Consider the following 18,843-nt stretch of genomic DNA (forward strand, 5'->3'; position numbering starts at 1 on the left):
ATGGAAAATTTCTGGCAGTCCTGTTCCCAGCAACTGGAACTTGAGCTGACGCCGCAACAATTCAGTGCCTGGATTAAGCCGCTTGTGCCTCTCGATTTCGAGAACAACAAGCTGCGTGTTGCTGCGCCAAACCGGTTCAAGCTGGATTGGGTAAAGACCCAATTCGCGAGCCGCATCACGGCCCTGGCCTGCCAGTACTGGGAAACCGTCATCGAGGTGCAGTTCGTCCTCGACCCGCGCACCCACGCCCTCAAAAAGCCTGCCGCACCCACCGTGATCTCCGGCCCGCTGAGTGACATGCGCCCGGAAAGCCCGGCCGCCGCCGCCGCCCCGACCGCCGCAGCCGAATACCAGAATCCGAAAACCCGCGAAAACAGCCGCATCAACCCGGACCTGACCTTCGACTCCTTCGTGACCGGCAAGGCCAACCAGCTGGCGCGCGCCGCCGCGATCCAGGTAGCGAACAATCCCGGCGTGTCGTACAACCCGCTGTTCTTCTACGGCGGCGTGGGCCTGGGCAAGACCCACTTGATCCACGCGATCGGCAACCAGGTGATGGCCGACCAGCCAGGCGCCCGCATCCGCTACATCCACGCAGAACAGTACGTTCGCGACGTAGTGACCGCTTACCAACGCAAGGGTTTCGACGACTTCAAGCACTACTACCACTCGCTGGACATGCTGCTGATCGACGATATTCAATTCTTCGGCGGAAAGTCCCGCACGCAGGAAGAATTCTTCTATGCGTTTGAAGCGCTGATCGCGGCCAAGAAGCAGATCATCATCACCTCGGACACGTATCCGAAAGAGATCACCGGCATGGACGACCGCCTGATCTCGCGCTTCGACTCCGGCCTGACGGTGGCGATCGAGCCGCCGGAACTGGAAATGCGCGTCGCGATTCTGCTGAAGAAAGCCAAGTCCGAAGGTGTGACCCTGAACGACGACGTCGCCTTCTTCGTCGCCAAGCACCTGCGCTCCAACGTGCGCGAGCTGGAAGGCGCGCTGCGCAAGATCCTGGCTTACTCCCGCTTCCACGGCAAGGATATTTCGATCGACATCGTGAAAGAGGCGCTGAAGGACCTGCTGTCTGTGCAAAACCGCCAGATTTCTGTGGAAAACATCCAGAAAACGGTGGCGGACTTCTTCAACATCAAGGTGGCGGACATGTATTCCAAGCGCCGCCCAGCCAACATCGCCCGCCCGCGCCAGATCGCCATGTACCTGGCCAAGGAGCTGACCCAGAAATCGCTGCCGGAAATCGGCGAACTGTTTGGAGGACGCGACCACACCACCGTGCTGCATGCCGTGCGCAAGATTGCGATGGACAGGACCAAGAACCCGGAGTGCAATCACGAGTTGCATGTGCTGGAGCAGACGCTGAAAGGCTAAAACCGGTAAAGCGGCGGGAACTGGCCCTAGGTCCAGCTCCCGTCCCTCACTGCAAATCACGCGACCGTCGCGTATCAGTGTCTGACCCTGCGGGTCAGACACTGGGTTACCGGTTTCAGACTGCTATACTGTCGAGTTAACAAAAGAACCAACGTACCAACCCATTAACTGAGGATATTTATGCAACTGGTCAAAACCACCCGAGACACGCTTCTCCGGCCACTGCAGATTGTGAGCGGTATTGTCGAGCGTCGGCACACTATGCCGATTCTGGCCAATATCCTCATCCGCAAGGAAGGCGAAAGCGTCTCGTTCCTTTCCACCGACACCGAAGTCCAGATCACGACCCACGCAGACATCGGCTCGGGTGCCGACGTCACCGGCACCACGGTCGCCGCGCGTAAGCTGCTGGACATCCTGCGCGCCCTGCCGGAAGCCGGCGACGTGACCATGACCCTGCTGAACAAGCGCCTGACCGTCCAAAGCGGCAAATCGCGCTTCGCCCTGCAGACCCTGGCCGCCGAAGAATTCCCGACCGTGCAGCAAGCCGAAAGCTTCACCGCCAGCTTCCAGCTGCCGCAAAAAACCCTGAAGCACCTGTTCAACATGGTGCACTTCTCGATGGCGCAGCAGGACATCCGCTACTACCTGAACGGCCTGCTGCTGGTATTGGACGGCAACAAGGTGATCGCCGTAGCGACGGACGGCCACCGCCTGGCCTTCTGCCAGGTAGAGACCGACCAGAACTTCGCCCGCGAAGAAGTGATCATCCCGCGCAAGACCATCATCGAACTGCAACGCCTGCTGGAAGAAACCGACGAACCAGTCTCGCTGGACATCGCCGCGAGCCAGGTCAAGCTGACCTTCGCCGACATCGAACTGATCTCCAAGCTGGTGGAAGGCAAGTTCCCTGACTACACCCGCGTGATCCCGAAGGGCTACACCAACAACTTCACCATCGGCCGCGAAGAGCTGCTGCGCTCCCTGCAGCGCGCCGCGATCATGACCAGCGATAAGTTCAAGGGCGTGCGCTGCATCATCACCCCAGGCTCACTGAAGATCTCGTCCACCAACGCGGACCAGGAAGAAGCGGTTGAAGAACTGGAAATCGACTACGGCGGCGACAGCGTGGACATCGGCTTCAACGTGACCTACCTGCTGGACGTGCTGAATAACCTGAAGTGCGACCAGGTGAATGTGGCGCTGGGCGATAGCAACAGCTCGGCGCTGATCTCGATTCCTGAGAACGCAGACTTCAAATACGTTGTAATGCCGATGCGCATTTAAAACCGGTAAAGCGGTGTCTGACCCGCAGGGTCAGACACCGGTCTGCCGGAGCCGCTGGCCGTAGAACAGATGGTGTCAGACCCTATGGGTCTGACACCGGTTTACCGGTTTAAAAAAGAGCAGAAAAGAAATTCGTTAAGAGAGAAAGCAGTCCATGTCCGAAAGCCACAACGAACAACCAAAGGCCAAAGCAGAAGAATACGGCGCCTCCTCGATCCAGATCCTGGAAGGCCTGGAAGCAGTCCGCAAGCGTCCCGGCATGTACATCGGCGACACGTCGGATGGCACCGGCCTGCACCACCTGGTATTCGAGGTGCTGGACAACTCGATTGACGAAGCCCTGGCCGGCCACTGCTCCGAGATCCACGTCACCATCCACAGCGACAACTCGATCTCGATCACCGACAACGGCCGAGGCATTCCCGTCGGCCTGAAGATGGACGACAAGCACGAGCCAAAACGCTCCGCAGCCGAAATCGTGCTGACCGAGCTGCACGCCGGCGGCAAGTTCGACCAGAACGCCTACAAAGTCTCCGGCGGCCTGCACGGCGTGGGCGTCAGCTGCGTGAACGCACTGTCCAAGCTGCTGCGCGTGACCATCCGCCGCGACGGCAAAGTCCACCAGATGGAATTCGTCAAAGGCGTCGCCCAGAACCGCGAAATCGAAATGATCGACGGCGTGGCGACCTCCCCGATCAAAGTGATCGGCGAAACCGACAAGCGCGGCACCGACGTGCACTTCTGGGCCGACGAAGAGATCTTCACCCACGTGGAATTCCACTACGAGATCCTGGCCAAGCGCATCCGCGAGCTGTCCTTCCTGAACAACGGCGTCAACATCAAGCTGACCGACCAGCGCACCGGCAAGGAAGAAATCTTCGCCTTCGAAGGCGGCACCCGCGGCTTCGTTGAATACATCAACAAAGCCAAGACCGTACTGCACCCGACCGTGTTCCAGGCCACCGGCGAACGCCAGTCCGACCAGGGCACCACGATCTCGGTCGACGTCTCCATGCAATGGAACGACGCCTTCAACGAACAGGTACTCTGCTTCACCAACAACATTCCGCAGCGCGACGGCGGCACCCACCTGACCGGCCTGCGCGCGGCAATGACCCGCGTGATCAACAAGTACATCGACGAAAACGACTTCGCCAAGAAAGCCAAGGTCGAAATCAGCGGCGACGACATGCGCGAAGGCCTGACCTGCGTGCTGTCCGTGAAAGTACCGGAGCCAAAGTTCTCCAGCCAGACCAAGGACAAGCTGGTCTCCTCCGAAGTGCGCGGCCCAGTGGAAGAAATCGTCGCCAAGACGCTGACCGACTTCCTGATGGAAAAGCCGAACGACGCCAAGATCATCTGCGGCAAGATCGTGGAAGCAGCGCGCGCCCGTGAAGCTGCGCGTAAAGCCCGCGACCTGACCCGCCGCAAAGGCATCATGGACGGCCTGGGCCTGAGCGCCAAGCTGGCCGACTGCCAGGAAAAAGACCCAGCCCTGTCCGAACTGTACATCGTCGAGGGTGACTCCGCAGGCGGCTCCGCCAAGCAGGGCCGCGACCGTAAGTTCCAGGCCATTTTGCCGCTACGAGGCAAGGTGCTGAACGTGGAGAAGGCACGCTTCGAAAAGATGCTGTCGTCCGAGCAGATCACCACCCTGATCGCCACCCTGGGCACCAGCATCGGCGCCGACGAATTCAATATCGAAAAGCTGCGCTACCACCGCATCATCATCATGACCGACGCGGACGTCGACGGTGCCCACATCCGCACCCTGCTGCTGACGCTGTTCTACCGCCAGATGCCGCAGCTGGTGGAACGTGGCCACATCTACATCGCCCAGCCGCCGCTATACAAAGTGAAGGCCGGCCGCGATGAGCGCTACCTGAAGGACGACCTGGAAGAAGCCGGCTACATGATGAACGTAGCGCTGAACACTGCCGCCCTGACCCCGCGCGAAGGCGCAGACCTGATCCAGGGCGAAGCGCTGGGCGAACTGGCCCGCACCTACAACATGGCCAACGCCATCATGACCCGCCTGACCCGCGTGATCGACCGCGCCGCGCTGACCGCCATCATGACCGGCGTAACGCTGGACCTGGACACCATCGAGTCCGCACAGAAGTCCGCCGAAGCGCTGGCCGCCAACATCAACGACAGCGCAGTAAAAGTCGTGGTGACCACCGACGAAATGACCGACAAGCACACCCTGCGCATCGAACGCCTGCACCACGGTAACGTGAAGGTCTCCTCGATCGACGCCGACTTCGTGCAAGGCGCCGACTACAAAGTGCTGGCCGACGCCGCCGCCACCTTCACCGGCCTGATCGGCGAAGGCGCCGTGATCCGCCGCGGCGAAGGCGAGCGCACCAAGGAAAGCGCCGTGGTCGACTTCCACCACGCCATGCAGTGGCTGCGCGACGAAGCGGAACGCACCGTGAGCAAGCAGCGCTACAAAGGTCTGGGCGAGATGAATCCAGAGCAGCTGTGGGAAACCACCATGGACCCAACCGTCCGCCGCCTGCTGAAGGTGCAGATCGAAGACGCGATTGCCGCGGACCAGATCTTCACCACGCTGATGGGCGACGACGTTGAGCCGCGCAGGAACTTCATTGAGACTAATGCGCTGCGCGCAGGAAATATCGACGTGTAACAACCAACTCCTGTGTCGCAAAAACTGATGGTTTGAGGACCATCGCAATGCAAAAATGAAAGAGGCTCATGCGACGTTGCATGAGCCTCTTTTATTTTTGGAGTACATCGTTTGAAGTCACTGCTATGCGAGCAGTGCTGTTCTATTGTTGACGTCCATTCAAACGATTTCCTTAGCAGAATTCAGCAATTCACTTTCCTCTGCCTGCGAGGCCATCGAAGGGACGATCCACATCTGGTCAACAACGAAGTTTCTTGGTGAAAAGTAGTGTCGAGTGATTTCTCTAATCACAGTGGGGGATTTATGAAATCTAGATGGGAAGGCATAGTTTCCGCCCGGCGAAAACCAAGGCTTAACCAAATCGCCCTCATGACCAAGTACCGTTCGCTCTCAAATATGTTCCACAAGCAAGTTCAAGGCTATTGTTATCGTTGTCAATCCAATTGGGAACAGCTTGACGTGACAACATGCGTTTTGTGAGATCGCGGTTAACCGTGATATATCGCCCATAAATTGACAGCCACATTTCCAGATGATAACATTTGGAGAACGTCTGAAATGGAGCATGAGATAAATGAGTAATGTGGTTGTTGTGCCGGATGACAAGATTGTAGACTACATTGATGGTAGGTTTCGTGCGGATAAGCCCGAGGAACGTGTCCGTCAAAATATCTTAAAACGTCTCGTAGATTCACTCAAGTATCCGAAAACACGCATTAAAGTTGAGCATGGGATCCGGCTCGGCTCAGCAAAGCCTCGCATCGATATCGCAATTTTTAAAGACGGCCACTCCGGGACCCAGGAATCCATTGAGGTAGTCGTCGAATGCAAACAAGAATCTGTTAGCCCCGCCGACCGAACCGACGGCGTCGAACAGATGAAAAGTTACATGGCCGCATGCCTCAATTGCCAATGGGGATTATGGACCAACGGCCGACACCGAGAAGTTTGGAGAAAAGTCACAGGAGTTGACGGCAAACTTGCATTCATTGAAGAGATTGATATTCCGCCAGCAAGCGGCCCCGCTACCAAAGGCAGGAAGCGAAGCGAGCTAGACAAGGGTATTGGCGACGTTTTGCTATACGCATTTAAGAGCTGCCATAACTACATTCATGTAACTGACGGTTTTCAGCGCGAGACGGCCTTTTTTGAATTGCTGAAAATCATCTTCTGCAAGATCTCAGATGAGAAGAACGTTCCGTATGATTTAGAGTTCTACGTATTGGCGTCTGAGTTAAATACGCCTGACGGCCAGCTTGCTTGTAAAAACAGGATTGAAAAAATCTTCAATCAGGTAAAGTTAAAATTTCCTCAATTCTTCAAAAAGAATGATTCAATCAATCTAAATCAACGAAGTCTTGTCCGCGTCGTAAGTGAGTTACAGAATTTTAGCCTCCTTTCAACTGATATCGACATTAAAGGCAAGGCTTATGAGGAAATTGTCGGAAGCAACCTAAAAGGCGACAGAGGTCAGTTCTTCACACCGAGGAATATGATGCATATGGCGGTTTCGATGATTAATCCTGCTCCAAACGAACGCGTGCTGGATCCGGCTTGCGGTACAGGCGGGTTTATCGTAACTGCAATGAACCAGGTAATTAAGCGTCTTGAGCAAGAATTTGAAAGTATGCAAGGTCGCCCTTTTGCAGAATGGTCGGTAGTTGAATTACATCAGTATCATGAAAAAGTCTCGGAACTCGTGGGAATGTATTTCTACGGCTTCGACATTACACCTGAACTCGTTAAAGCCGCCAAAATGAATATGGTGATGAATAACGATGGAAGTGGCAATATGCTTCATGCCGACTCATTGTTACCGCCGTACATGTGGTCTGCGGAATTTCGGTCCCAATTAATAGGTGCAATCAATAGCAGCGAGGTCGACCCGAGCCAGCACGTTAACGATTTAGTTTCTTGGCAGGATTTGGCACATTTTGACATAATCGTCACAAATCCACCTTTTGGCAGCAAAATTGTCATCAAAGATACAAGCATCCTTGAACAATTTGAGCTTGGTCACATTTGGGAGAAGCCAAAGAGCAAAGGTGATTCGTGGATCAAAACCACGAGACTTCAAGGTGGCGTCCCACCTGAGCAGCTTTTCGTCGAGCGTTGCATTCAGCTACTGAAACCTGGTGGCAGAATGGCAATCGTTTTGCCGGATAGTATTTTAGGCTCTCCAGGTCTCGGTTACATACGTCAGTGGCTTCTGCAACAGACGCGAGTTATTGCAAGCATTGATTTGCATCAAGATGCTTTCCAACCTCACACGGGGGTTCAAACGTCAATTCTTTTGCTCCAAAAGAAGACAAACGAAGAAAAGCAGAAAGAGTCTAACTCTGGCCTACTCGCCCCCTATAATGTGTTTATGGCCATAATTGATAAAGTTGGTCATGATAAACGCGGAAACACTATCTATCGACGTGATGAGCACGGTAATGAAATTCTTGTCGAAGTAGAGGCGCTAGTTCCTCAGGAAGACGGGACCATAAAAGTCGAGCGTAGAAAAGAGAAAGTGATTGATGACCAATCAATCTTTGTCCCTGAAGAATTCGCACGTTGGAAACGCACTGAGGGCTATCAATGGTAAACTCAGACAAGGTTAACTTTCGGCATGCGTCAATTTCATTAGCCGAAGTTATCACTGCCGGCGTTCGTTTAGATGCTGCAGTATACAATCTCGAAGCAAAACATGCTCGCGAGATAATAAAAGGTTCTGGGTTACCCGTCCGACCATTGGCTGGCCAGAATGGCCTGGTGAATGCATTTCATCGCCCGCGTTTTAAGCGCCCTTATGTTGACAAAGGGGGGATTCCATTTTTCCAGCCAGCTCAGGTCTTGGAATTACAGCCTTTACCTGCAAGATACCTCTCCAGTAGTTATGCGCATGATTACGAAGCATTGAAAGTAACGAAAGAACAGATACTGCTCACATGCTCGGGGACTGTTGGACAATGCACAATTGTTGGTGAGCACTTTGCGAACGCTGTGTTTAGCCATGATCTATTAAGGTTAGATGTTCTTGCAGACGTGCCTTACGGATACGTCTATGCCTTTCTGCGAACACGAATCGGCCAACTTCTATTGAAAACTAGTAATTATGGTTCGGTTATTCAACATATAGAACCCTCGCACTTAGCTTCGATTGGAGTTCCACTTGCACACACCTCAATCATAGAGAAAATTCATGGGATGATTGCGCGATCGTTTGCATTTCGAGATGAAGCAAACGCTAAAATCGTTGAGGCATGGGAACAATTGAAGCAGGAATCCGGCCTTCCTGATCTAAATTCGATTACGGAAAGAGTCAATACCTCCGCTTTCTCTGTCCCCCTATCTGGAATATCTGGTCGTCTTGAATCGAAATTTCATGATCCCAAGATTTCGGCTATATTGGGATATATGAAGGAGAAGAAACTTCATCTTGCACAGATCGGCGACAAACAGATCGCCAACGAATTGCGTCTACCTGGTCAATTTAAACGAGTCTATGTGCAAGAAGGGTATGGCATACCATTTTTCTCTGGCAAAGATATTGGCGAATTGGATCCCTATGACAAAAAGTACCTAGCATATTCACAGCATAATGAACGAATAGAAAGCCTAAAGGTATGCCAAAATATGATCCTCGTCACTTGCAGTGGAACAGTCGGGAATGTTGCACTGGTGCCTCGCCACTGGGATGGATGGGCAATGACTCACGATATTATTAGATTAATTCCGCGCTCGGAGAAAATGGCAGGATATGCCTACACTTGGCTTTCTTCAGAATATGGAAGAGCGTTAGTGCAAAGGTTCTCTTACGGTGCGGTAGTCCAACATATTGAGGAGCATCATTTGGCAGAGGTTCCAATACCGATTTTGGATCAAACCATTATGGATTCAATTGGCGATAAAGTTTTGCAAGCAAATGAGTTGCGAGCAAGGGCCTACGAAGAAGAGCGAGACGCTTTAAATTTCTTTGATGACAAGGTTTTCGGAATAATTAGTCCGGTCTGAATAAATCAAAATTCAGAGCGACGTCAGTTGCCATCGGGGCTGCCGGCGTATCGCCAAGTTCAGTGACGATACTAGGTCGGAGGAAATCTGGACAAAAAGAAGCCGTAGCTTCCTGAGGATCATGCGCAGGTTGTGCCCGCATCCGCACAACAGCGCATGGAACGCATCGCCGTCGGAACCTTTCAGCCAATTACGCCGCAGGCGCCCGTCATTTTTCATGTGCCCGATTGCTGGCTCGATGGCGCTGCGGCGGCGGATGTCACGCCGCAAGCGCTGGGTGATGTTGCGCTTGAGCTTGGGGTGATAGACCTTGGTGCCAGGCTGCACATCCACGCCGCGATAGCCCAGGTCCACAAAGACTTCCTTGGGTTGGCAGTCGGTCAGGATCGACACCTGCTCCAGCGCTTCAAACAGCATGTGTCCGTCGTACGGATTGCCAGGCATGCTGCGCATGCCGACCACCAGACCTTCCTTGTGCGTGGTGGCAATCGAAACCTTCACGCCGAACTCGTAGGGCTGGCGCGATTTGCCTTTGGCGATGCACTCCGCCTCGGGCGAGTGCAGGCTGTACAGCTTATTCTTGTCCTTCTGCTTTTGAGTCAACAAACGCTTGGACTTGGCCAGCAAATCACCGGCCTTCCCCTGCATGGCTTCGGGCAGCTTTTCCACTTGGCGCTGCACGTCGCGCCACACCCGGCCTACCACTGTCTTCAGCTTTTTCAGGCTGCCGCGCATACGTTGTATTGCTTGGCATGAGCGTAGCGGCCAGTCTGTGCCGCCAGTTTCGGCGCTTCCCGGTTGTAGTTCTGGCGCAGAACCAAACCGCCTTCAGTGGCTAGCTTGACCAGGTGCTGCCTGGCCCGCTCCAGCAGTTTACTGTCGGTGGGATCGGCGATGGCTTTCTCCTGCACCGTGCTGTCAACGATGATTTTCTGGTAGCTCTGTGGCTTGACGACCTTGGTCGATTCGGCGGCCTTGATCGTTTGCGTCAGCATCCATTCCAAGCCTTCCTCGCCGATACGATTGCGCCAGCGCGTCAATGAACTTGGATCGACGATGAGGCTGAATCCAATGGAGAATTAATCGTGGACCGCGCAACCGACTCTACCGATGTCCCAGAATGTAACGCAACCCCTGCCCCTAACGAAAATGGATGCACTTGAGCATTGCGAGTTGGACTCGACAGCTGTGTGGTTGCGCTACTTGAGTCCATATTCCTTGAAGACGGCACGTGCAACGGCCAAGTACGGCTGATGAGGTTCAAGCAGCTTACGGGCATCGCTCAACAGGTCCCTGGCAAGTTGTTCCTGTTCCGCGCGCCGCCTGGCACTGCGTTCCCCGACTGCGATTTCCGCTGCTTTTAGCGCGCGTTCGATTGCCGTGCGCACGAGTCGTTCCTTTTCGGACCGCTGCTCCACCAGATCAGTACGCTGTAATCCGAAGACCTCAATCGACTCCGCTCCGCGCAGGCTTTCCGCGCCACCCCGCTTCTTTGCCCTGATCAGGCCACCGCGCAGGAATTCCAAATGAGACTCCGGCCGATCGTCACAAGGATTCAATAGAAGATGGGCTTCCTTGCACGCGGCGCGGTGGCTGTGCCAACGCTTTTTCTCATCCTCCACCGGGAAGATGTTAGCCTTGCCGGAAACATCGACGCCGTGTGCAAACTCCTTTCGGCGCTTGCGATTGCAGTCGGGGCATGCCGGCAGCAAGTTCGTCCACTCGGCTCCTAACCAGTAGTACCCTGGCGTCTTCAGTTTCCCGCCAATCACTACACCGCCTTTCGGTCGGAAGTGTTCGATGTCCTCCGGCCCGCCCGCGGCATACGGGAATTCACAATAGGCACATTTCTTGTTAAACATCGTGCGCAGTTCCGCGACCACGTCGTCCGCCTTGTAAGCCTTGTACTCGAACGAGTCGCCTCGCTTGACGGCGTGAATTGCCTTTTTCGTTTCGATTCCGCCAGGCGAGGCCGGTCCATCCAGGCTCACAGGCACACGGCCGCGCTTTACACGGATCATGCTGCTCCCTTCCGCTGCCGTTTCTCTGTTGGGGATATTAGACCGCCTTTCCCAGTATTCAGGTCAGCCCAGAGCGTTTTCAACGTCTTAAGCGCCGCATTGCGTTTCTCACGTGGCTGCGTCGCCTTTTCGGCTTCGCGTTTGGCGAGAAACTCGTCCGCGGCTTGGAGCACGATGCGCTCGCGCTGCGTACTGCCCATTTGGCGTTTGTTCGCGAGGTCGCCCCTTAGGCTTGCCAACTTCTTTCGCTCCTCCGGTCCCAGTGAGTGCTTTGCCAACAAGTTGTAATACTCTTCAAACATCGACTCGACGATAGGATCTTCGGTCGAATGAAGACCGAACAGTTCCGACTTCAGCAATTGTTCGATTCGCATGAATCTTGGTGAGGGAATCTCAGCGTCGGCGGCGGTCGTGGCAGTTACCTCTCCGTCGGACGAGCGCCTGAGTACGGCAACCTCTGCCGAGTTTAGACTGCGCAGTGTCAGCGGCTCGTGGCTCGTGGCGATGAACTGGACACGCGGGAATAGCCGGCGCAACAGCGGGACGATCTTCATTTTCCAACGTGGGTGTAAATGTGCGTCGACTTCGTCGATCAGTACGACCCCTTCGGCGCCGTCCATGTCATCCCAGCCGCGCCGCATCACACTCATGATATCCAATGCAAGCGCAAGAATCGCCTGGTAACCGCTGCTTAGGTCTTCCAGCGAATTCCGGGCCCCCGGCGTTTCCACATAAACCACACCGCCGCGCCGTGAGAACGTCGCAGTATCCTGGCGCGGCAATAACGTGGACAGCGAGCGGACGTGGCGGTTGAACGTCGCCCTGGGTGCATCGTGAAGCCACGGCCTGCCATCGCTCAGCGGTGCGTGCGGATCGAAAAGGTTGCGGACCTTGAAATGGGTTTTGCCATCGTCGGGTTGCACCGCGCCGGCCAGCAAGCGTGTCGCGCCGTAACCGAGGATCATTAGCTTTGGGTCAGGCGGATCCACGGTAATCCGATCGCTGCCGCGCTCCAGCGATAACGTAATAGGCGCACTCAGTCCTGACACCTGTATCCGCACCTCACCACGCGCACACCCGCGGCGCAAAAACGAAGCGGCCTTCAATTCCAGGCTGTCTACGCCTTTCTGGCCTATCAGCGCGCACGCGATCGCCTGGAGTACCGTACTCTTTCCTGCGCCGTTCTCGCCCAGCAGCATCAACCAGCTTCCTGGCCCCTGTTCCGAAAACGCCGGCTGCAGGGTCAGCCGTTTGATCGCGCGGATATTCCTCAGCTCGATCTTCTCAATGAAGCGCGCGTTGCGGTAGAAGTCCTGCGAAATCGTGTCGGCGTCGAGCGTATAGGTTTCATGCTGCTTGATATGTTCATCAAGGTGCATCGCCGCAACAATCAGCTTGTCCGCATCGACATTTGCCGATGATTCGACGGCGTCGAGCGCTGATCGATGCTCCAAGAAGGAAGCGAGGGCCGCTTCCTGCCAGGCATCGCGGCGTGGTAGCGCTGATGCCCATGCCTTGGCAAATTGCCGCTTCATTGCGGTGAACTGCTCGACGCCAGAGATCATGCTACGCAATTCATCAAGAGCCTGCGCGCTGAACTTTTCGTGCTCGACAAGACGCAATTGAAGATGTAGCTTCCTGAGCTCCTTGCTGCGCGCCTCGACCAGCGCGCCACGGTTCAGGCTTAAAACATCTATTGTGACCTTTCCGCGTTCGCTCTCGCTGGTCACACGTCCGTCATCCAGGAACAGGAGAATTTCCTCTGGATAGTCATCACAGGGATCGAGCAAAAGCCGGCCCTCGCGCTCCAATGCTGGCCTGACCGTTCGAGGTTTGGCACGCACACCACGGATCGGGAAGCGCGTGCCTTTCATGAGGTTGCATTGGCGACAGGCAGGCAAATAGTTCGACCAGTCAAACACGAGCCACCAATAGCAATCCTCGTCGACATGGCCGTCAAGGTTCGACGCGCCAATCTTGGGGCGAAAGTTTTCAATGTCGGGCTGCTCGACGAAGGATTCACAATATGCGCACTTCGATGCGAATCGTTCTTGGAGGTGGCGACGCAATTCGGGGTAGAACCTGCCGGTGACGCGCCCGAAATCGTAGCGCCTCTGCGCCCGTTGCGACATGGGCTGGGCAAAATATGCGTTCGCGTCCTCGGCAAGTTTCTTGAATGGCTTAGAGTGGAATAGGTCTGGCGCCGGGCCGCGTTCAATTCTGATCAAGATAAATTCCGTGATATGTATAGGGGCCGAGAACGCACCGATGAATAACGGATCATAGTATAGTCCGGTGGGCTGGCAAGTAAACTCACAAAAACTCATCGCGCCCAAGTCGGTTCTATGCCATGCCACCACAGGGTGTCGCTGGAAATAAAAATACTAGGTGCAGCGCCACCGATGATGGACTGTTCCATTCATCACCTGAAAAGATTTGGTCGCCCATGTACTAGAAGATGATGAGTGGCATTCCCCCGATTCGACGGACACTTCACTTAGGCGCATTTAAGTGTGTGGGCTTCGAATTGTACCGGGCTGACGTAGCCCAGTGTTGAGTGTCTGCGTTTCTGGTTGTAGAACCTTTCAATATAATCGAATACGTCGGCGCGCAAGGCGTCGCGAGTCCGGTAGTGCTTCCTGTTTAGCCGTTCTGTTTTCAGTGTCGAGAAAAAGCTCTCCATCGCGGCGTTGTCCCAGCAATTTCCCCGCCGGCTCATGCTGCATATGATGCCGTGGGCTTCAAGCAGGTTCTGAAAGTCTTCGCTCGTGTACTGGGAGCCCTGGTCGCTGTGATGCAGCACTTCCTTCGGGCGGCCACGGCGGAATACCGCCATTAAGAGCGCATCCATGACTAACTGCGACGTCATTGTTGGCTGCATCGACCAGCCGACAACGCGACGCGAATACAGGTCGAGGACAACCGCAACAAAGAGCCAGCCCTCCCCAGTCCACACGTAGGTAAAGTCAGCTGCCCATTTCTGGTCCGGTGCGCTAGCTTCAAACTGGCGATCCAGCAGGTTCGGTGCGATCGCGTGAACTTCTCCAACAACTTGACCAGGATGCCGGCGGCGTCGATGGCGTGCTTTCATGCCGGCCTTCTGCATTAGCCTGGCCACGCGATTCTCGCTACACGTCTCGCCTTGGTCCCAAAGGTCTCGCACAACACGCGGCGATCCATAGGTGCTATCGCTTGCCTCATGGCTGACACGGATTGCATGCAGAAGCCTCTGATTCTCCATTTCACGTTTGCTCGGCGCCCGCTCCAGCCAATCGTAGAAGCCACTAGCTGAAACGCCAAGTAGGCGGCACATGGTCCGGGTTGGCCACACCGCCCGATGGCGGGCAATAAAGGCATACTTCACTTGGGCTCGGCAGCGAAGTACCCGAGCGCTTTTTTAATATGTCTCGCTCCGTCTTCACCTTGGCCAGTTCACGGCGCATGCGCTCGTATTCGTCCAGCGATACCTTCTCAGTGCCTGCAGGTCTCGACTTACTGATGCCTGCAGCGTCACGGCACCAACGGCCAAGCAGGTTTGGCCCAATCCCTAGGTCTCGAGCTATACCGGCCCTGCTGGCTCCAGGCTGGCCGACCAACTTGACCGCTTCTCGCTTAAACTCTTCTGTGAAATTCCTGCGTTCCCGCTTCATACAAAACCTCCGTAGGTGACATCATACCTTTCGGAAGTGTCCGTCTAAACGGGGGAATGCCAGAGTTGCCTTCGCCAGTCGCCAACTCTACTGAGAATTGACGACGCATTTCTGCTTCGGATACCAATTTTCCTCAATGAAAAGCACTACTGATTATAGTGGTCCCCGAGTTTGAGACGGTGGTTTAAGCTGTCGTCCGTGAAAGGATGATAGCAAATGAGTGAAGGTAAAAAACGAAGGGTGCACACCGCAGAATTCAAGGCTAAGGTTGGCCTGGAAGCTGTGCGCGGCGTGAAGACGGTGACGGAGATCGCGCAGGAGTATGGCGTACACCCTGTGCTGGTAGGTCAGTGGAAAAAGGAAATTCTGGAAAACGCTGGCGCCTTGTTTGACGTTAAACGCGGCCCCAAGCCGGTCGACGAGAGCAGCCCGGAAGATAAGCTCTACAGCGAGATCGGCAAGTTGAAGATGCAGGTGGATTGGCTTAAAAAAAAGCTAGGGGAATGAGCCCGTCGGAGCGGTCGCAGTGGATCGAGCAAGGCGATGACATGCCGTTGGCAATGCAATGCGAACTGGCAAGCGTGCCACGCTCCTCGGTCTACCGGCGACTGGAAGCAGCGGCCCGACAACAGTGCTTGGACGAAGAAGAGCTGGAACTACGAGCCTTGATCGACCGGGAATATACCAACCGGCCGTTTTATGGCAGCCGACGCAGGGTGGTGTTTTTACGAGCCCAAGGTCACTGCGTGAACCGCAAGCGCGTGCAACGACTGATGCGCGACATGGGACTGGCGGGAATGGCGCCGGGCCCGGCGACGAGCAAACCGAATCCAGGGCAGAAAGTCTATCCGTATCTGCTGCGGGGCGTTCCGGTGATACGGCCAAATCAAGTGTGGTCGACAGACATCACGTACATTCGGCTGGCGCGAGGCTTTGCATATCTGGTGGCGATCATCGACTGGTATAGCCGCAAGGTGCTGTCCTGGCGCATCAGCAACAGCATGGACGCCTCGTTCTGCGTGGACTGCCTGGAGGACGCATTGCGGCACCACGGAAGGCCTGAAGTGTTTAACAGCGACCAGGGCTCGCAGTTCACCAGCAGCGCCTTCACAGACGTGCTCAAACGCGAAGGTGTGGCGATCAGCATGGATGGGCGCGGACGGGCATTGGACAACATCTTCGTGGAACGCTTGTGGCGCAACGTGAAATATGAGGATGTGTACTTGAAGGGCTACGCCAATATGGCCGAGCTTACGGTGGGACTGGCGCAATACTTCGCTTTCTACAACACCGAGCGACCGCATCAGGCATTGGAATACGAGACGCCAAACCGCGTCTACAGCGCGGGAAATGGCGGCGGTGCGCTAATCGTCGACAAGTTCGGCGACACGGATCTAGAGCAGGAAAAAGTGCGTAGGACGGGGCAGCGCCGACCAGCTGCAGAAGTTGAAATGGGCACAGCTTAAATTAACCGGCTGAGTGTCTTGACTGACGGGGCCACTGTAGATCAACAAGTCCGACGCGAGCCCAGGCAACAACGGTCAAGGCAAACCGTGAATACAATGCTCGATGCCGTCACAGTTGTGCTCAAGCGCCACGGCCCGGATGGCGTCACGACCAATCGCATCAGCGAGGTTGCGGGTTTTAGCATTGGCTCGCTTTATCAGTATTTCCCAGACAAGCAGGCAATCTACAGGGCGCTTCACGAACGCCATGTGAATGAAGTACGCGCAGCCATCACGCACGCGCTAGCGGAAAACGCGTCCGGGGCGCTTGAAGGTTTCACTCGCGCTCTTGTAGAGGCGCTGGTCAATGTCCATGCCGCCGACCCGCAGCTGCATCAACTCATTACTGCCTTGGTGCCGGAAGGCCCGGCGGAGTTTCGCTCTGCACTGAGGGAGATTTTTGAACAAGTCGTCGAGCCCGTCGACGATGAAACGAGGCGGATGCTCTTTGTGCTTTCTGGTCTCATTGAGTCGCTGGTGCATGGTTTGGCCGAGTGGCCTTCTCATATCCCGCTCGAAGAGACGAAAGCGGAGACTGTCAAGACTGCGCTCTCCTACCTCGAGACTTGCCGGGCGCAGCGAACTCAGTGACGTTCTCGGCTACCCATTGATCGAAAGAACGCGGCGCTCGCCCGAGGATGCGTTGAACCACGTCCGTCGTCGTGGTCACGCGCCCTTCCCCGATCGCCCGCCAGATATCGGTCACCGCTTCCGCATAGGCATCACTACCGAAGCTCGCTTCGTCGTCGCTGATGGGAACGTATCGAATGCGCTTTCCAATTGCGGCGCCGATCACGTCCGCCATCTCGGCATAGCTCAATGCTTTCGGCCCGGTAATCACCACGGCCTCGCGGCGAAGATCGCGCGTCGTCATGGAATGGACGGCGATTTCAGCGATGTCGGCCGGGTAGATGAAGGCGATTTTGCCCTCGCCGGTCGATGACCGCAGTATGCGCTCGGTCTTGATCGCTTCCGCCCAATACAGCGCATTGCTCATGAAACCTGCGGACCTGATGAAGGTGTAATCGAGTCCGCTCTCCTGCACCGCAGCTTCACCCTGGGCATGCCAAGGCCCCGTGCCAACGCTCGTCAAGATGTCCAGTGTGGAGAGTTTGACCAGGTGACTGACGCCGGCTTTTTTGGCGGCAAGCGCTGTCGCGCGGTCGCGGGCAGCAAGGCCGGGGCCGCTGTTGAGAAGAAAGAGCGTGTCCATCCCCGCAAAGGCGGCGGCTAAGGACCGCTGACTTGCACCCAGGTCTCCAACGCGTATATCGACAGCGTCGCCAAACAGTGCGCGCGCCCTCGCTTCATCGCGGACAAAGATACAAGGCCGAAAGCCGCGTTCAATCAGGCGGTGGGTGACCAGTGAGCCGATGTTTCCAGTTGCGCCTGTCACGAGATGCTTCATGGTCATAGCGCGCTCCAGCCGAGCACCACTTCACGGGCGATGCGCTTTTGCCCCTCAAGTGAAAGGTGGAGGCCATCATCCATCAACAGTTCCTGAGCAGGTGGAGCGCCCAGGCCTGAGAAGAGGCCGATCACTGGATCGCCAAGGCCGCGCACATGTTTCGCAACCTGCGCTACGTCCGCATTGCGGAAGCGGACGCCGAAGCGTGCAAGACCCCAGTGCGCAGCCACTTGTTCTTCGTTGACCGCAGGCGGCGTGAGCCATAGACGCTGCGCCTTGCATTCGCCTACGGCGCGGCTGCGCATTTCGGCGAGGTTGCGGGCGGTTTCTTCGTGGCTGACGATCGTTTTGGTCGGCTTAGGTCCCTGCGTTCGGGCGTCGTTGGTGCCCATGAAGAAAATCAGCCAATCGGGTTGACGCGCGAGTGATTCGCCAAGCCGCACCAGCCCATGCGCTGTAGTTTCGCCCGGAACCGCGTTGATCATCACTGTCAAGGCGTCATTGGGCCGGCACGCAGCGAGCATCTCCGCCAGGATCACCGCCCAGGCCTGGGGATCGGCGGTCAGGCTGTCGCCAAAGACAACGATTTGGGCGCCCTGGTGCAGCGGGAGTTGGTCGACCAGCTTGGCCATGCCTGGTTCATCAAGCAGCGCGGCGGCAGCGTCCTTCGCGTTTTGGCGCATCGTTTTGAGCTCTAATCGGTAAAGCTCCGGATCAATGCCGGTGAGTGCGGCGAGACTGTCTTCGGTGAGCGCAGCAATCCCAGGCAATGCGGCCAGCGTCTTCTCTGGTTGCAGCACTTTCAAGAGCCATTGAATTCGTTCGTTTGACATGAATACTCCTTTGTAGTGCAAGGAGCTTAGAGCTCGAAGAGGTGTTCCGTCAGCTCGCTTTACGAGTTCAGTAAGCCATTGAATCTGTTGCCGAATTT

General features: G+C 55.7%; 12 protein-coding genes and 1 pseudogene. 7 read left to right on the plus strand and 6 right to left on the minus strand.

The window, feature by feature from the left end:
• From dnaA to ACN9MY_RS00025, 5 genes are all read left to right on the plus strand, one after another.
• Complete coding sequence (gene dnaA, locus ACN9MY_RS00005) at positions 1–1,392, plus strand: chromosomal replication initiator protein DnaA (protein WP_426166305.1); 1,392 nt, start codon at positions 1–3, stop codon at positions 1,390–1,392.
• A gap of 180 nt (positions 1,393–1,572) precedes the next feature.
• A complete protein-coding gene (gene dnaN, locus ACN9MY_RS00010) occupies positions 1,573–2,679 on the plus strand; it encodes a DNA polymerase III subunit beta (RefSeq protein WP_426166308.1) in 1,107 nt (368 codons plus the stop codon).
• Between the two features lie 154 nt (positions 2,680–2,833).
• A complete protein-coding gene (gene gyrB, locus ACN9MY_RS00015; protein ID WP_426336642.1) occupies positions 2,834–5,329 on the plus strand; it encodes a DNA topoisomerase (ATP-hydrolyzing) subunit B in 2,496 nt (831 codons plus the stop codon).
• Between the two features lie 574 nt (positions 5,330–5,903).
• Entirely contained in the window at positions 5,904–7,919 is a 2,016-nt protein-coding gene (locus ACN9MY_RS00020) for an N-6 DNA methylase (RefSeq protein WP_426336643.1), read from the plus strand.
• Complete coding sequence (locus tag ACN9MY_RS00025; RefSeq protein ID WP_426336644.1) at positions 7,913–9,328, plus strand: hypothetical protein; 1,416 nt, start codon at positions 7,913–7,915, stop codon at positions 9,326–9,328. Before ACN9MY_RS00020 ends, ACN9MY_RS00025 begins: the two co-directional genes overlap by 7 nt.
• Positions 9,329–9,340: 12 nt before the next feature.
• On the opposite strand, the pseudogene ACN9MY_RS00030 reads toward ACN9MY_RS00025, so the two are convergent.
• The 4 genes and pseudogenes from ACN9MY_RS00030 to ACN9MY_RS00045 all read right to left on the minus strand — a co-directional run.
• Positions 9,341–10,383 (minus strand): annotated as a pseudogene (locus ACN9MY_RS00030) (IS5 family transposase); the annotation flags it as partial.
• Between the two features lie 144 nt (positions 10,384–10,527).
• Positions 10,528–11,349, minus strand: a complete 822-nt coding sequence (locus ACN9MY_RS00035; protein WP_426336645.1) for a hypothetical protein — start codon at positions 11,347–11,349, stop codon at positions 10,528–10,530.
• Positions 11,346–13,577 carry an AAA family ATPase gene (locus tag ACN9MY_RS00040; protein ID WP_426336646.1) on the minus strand — a complete coding sequence of 744 codons (2,232 nt, stop codon included), beginning with the start codon at positions 13,575–13,577 and terminating at the stop codon, positions 11,346–11,348. The genes ACN9MY_RS00035 and ACN9MY_RS00040 overlap by 4 nt, the downstream gene beginning before the upstream one ends.
• A gap of 269 nt (positions 13,578–13,846) precedes the next feature.
• Positions 13,847–14,999 (minus strand): IS3 family transposase gene (locus tag ACN9MY_RS00045; protein WP_426336647.1). Its coding sequence is split into 2 segments (ribosomal slippage): positions 13,847–14,741 and positions 14,740–14,999, totalling 1,155 coding nucleotides; the frame shifts between segments, so codons are not numbered across the junction.
• A 216-nt stretch (positions 15,000–15,215) separates the two neighbouring features.
• On the opposite strand from ACN9MY_RS00045, the gene ACN9MY_RS00050 reads away from it, so the two are divergent.
• Positions 15,216–16,465, plus strand: a protein-coding gene (locus ACN9MY_RS00050) for an IS3 family transposase (RefSeq protein WP_426336648.1) whose coding sequence is annotated in 2 segments (ribosomal slippage) — positions 15,216–15,501 and positions 15,501–16,465 — 1,251 coding nt in all. Because the reading frame shifts where the segments join, the coding sequence is not laid out codon by codon here.
• Positions 16,466–16,561: 96 nt separating this feature from the next.
• Positions 16,562–17,095 (plus strand): TetR/AcrR family transcriptional regulator, encoded by a 534-nt coding sequence (locus tag ACN9MY_RS00055; RefSeq protein ID WP_426337668.1) that lies wholly within the window; start codon positions 16,562–16,564, stop codon positions 17,093–17,095.
• Here ACN9MY_RS00055 and ACN9MY_RS00060 read toward each other — a convergent pair.
• Complete coding sequence (locus ACN9MY_RS00060) at positions 17,043–17,918, minus strand: NAD(P)H-binding protein (protein ID WP_426336649.1); 876 nt, start codon at positions 17,916–17,918, stop codon at positions 17,043–17,045. The genes ACN9MY_RS00055 and ACN9MY_RS00060 overlap by 53 nt on opposite strands.
• Positions 17,915–18,745: an SGNH/GDSL hydrolase family protein gene (locus tag ACN9MY_RS00065; RefSeq protein ID WP_426336650.1), complete on the minus strand. Its 831-nt coding sequence runs from the start codon at positions 18,743–18,745 to the stop codon at positions 17,915–17,917. Before ACN9MY_RS00065 ends, ACN9MY_RS00060 begins: the two co-directional genes overlap by 4 nt.
• Positions 18,746–18,843: the final 98 nt, after the last annotated feature.

Origin of the sequence: Pseudoduganella sp. R-31 (genome assembly GCF_049913235.1) — a bacterium.
In the GTDB taxonomy this organism is placed as follows: domain Bacteria; phylum Pseudomonadota; class Gammaproteobacteria; order Burkholderiales; family Burkholderiaceae_D; genus Rugamonas.

Excerpts from the sequence above, each read along its gene's own strand:
- dnaA (WP_426166305.1), top strand. The coding sequence starts at position 1 with ATGGAAAATTTCTGGCAGTCCTGTTCCCAGCAACTGGAACTTGAGCTG.
- ACN9MY_RS00020 (WP_426336643.1), top strand. The coding sequence starts at position 5,904 with ATGAGTAATGTGGTTGTTGTGCCGGATGACAAGATTGTAGACTACATT.
- gyrB (WP_426336642.1), top strand. The coding sequence starts at position 2,834 with ATGTCCGAAAGCCACAACGAACAACCAAAGGCCAAAGCAGAAGAATAC.
- ACN9MY_RS00025 (WP_426336644.1), top strand. The coding sequence starts at position 7,913 with ATGGTAAACTCAGACAAGGTTAACTTTCGGCATGCGTCAATTTCATTA.
- ACN9MY_RS00035 (WP_426336645.1), bottom strand. The coding sequence starts at position 11,349 with ATGATCCGTGTAAAGCGCGGCCGTGTGCCTGTGAGCCTGGATGGACCG.
- ACN9MY_RS00065 (WP_426336650.1), bottom strand. The coding sequence starts at position 18,745 with ATGTCAAACGAACGAATTCAATGGCTCTTGAAAGTGCTGCAACCAGAG.
- ACN9MY_RS00055 (WP_426337668.1), top strand. The coding sequence starts at position 16,562 with ATGCTCGATGCCGTCACAGTTGTGCTCAAGCGCCACGGCCCGGATGGC.
- ACN9MY_RS00060 (WP_426336649.1), bottom strand. The coding sequence starts at position 17,918 with ATGACCATGAAGCATCTCGTGACAGGCGCAACTGGAAACATCGGCTCA.
- dnaN (WP_426166308.1), top strand. The coding sequence starts at position 1,573 with ATGCAACTGGTCAAAACCACCCGAGACACGCTTCTCCGGCCACTGCAG.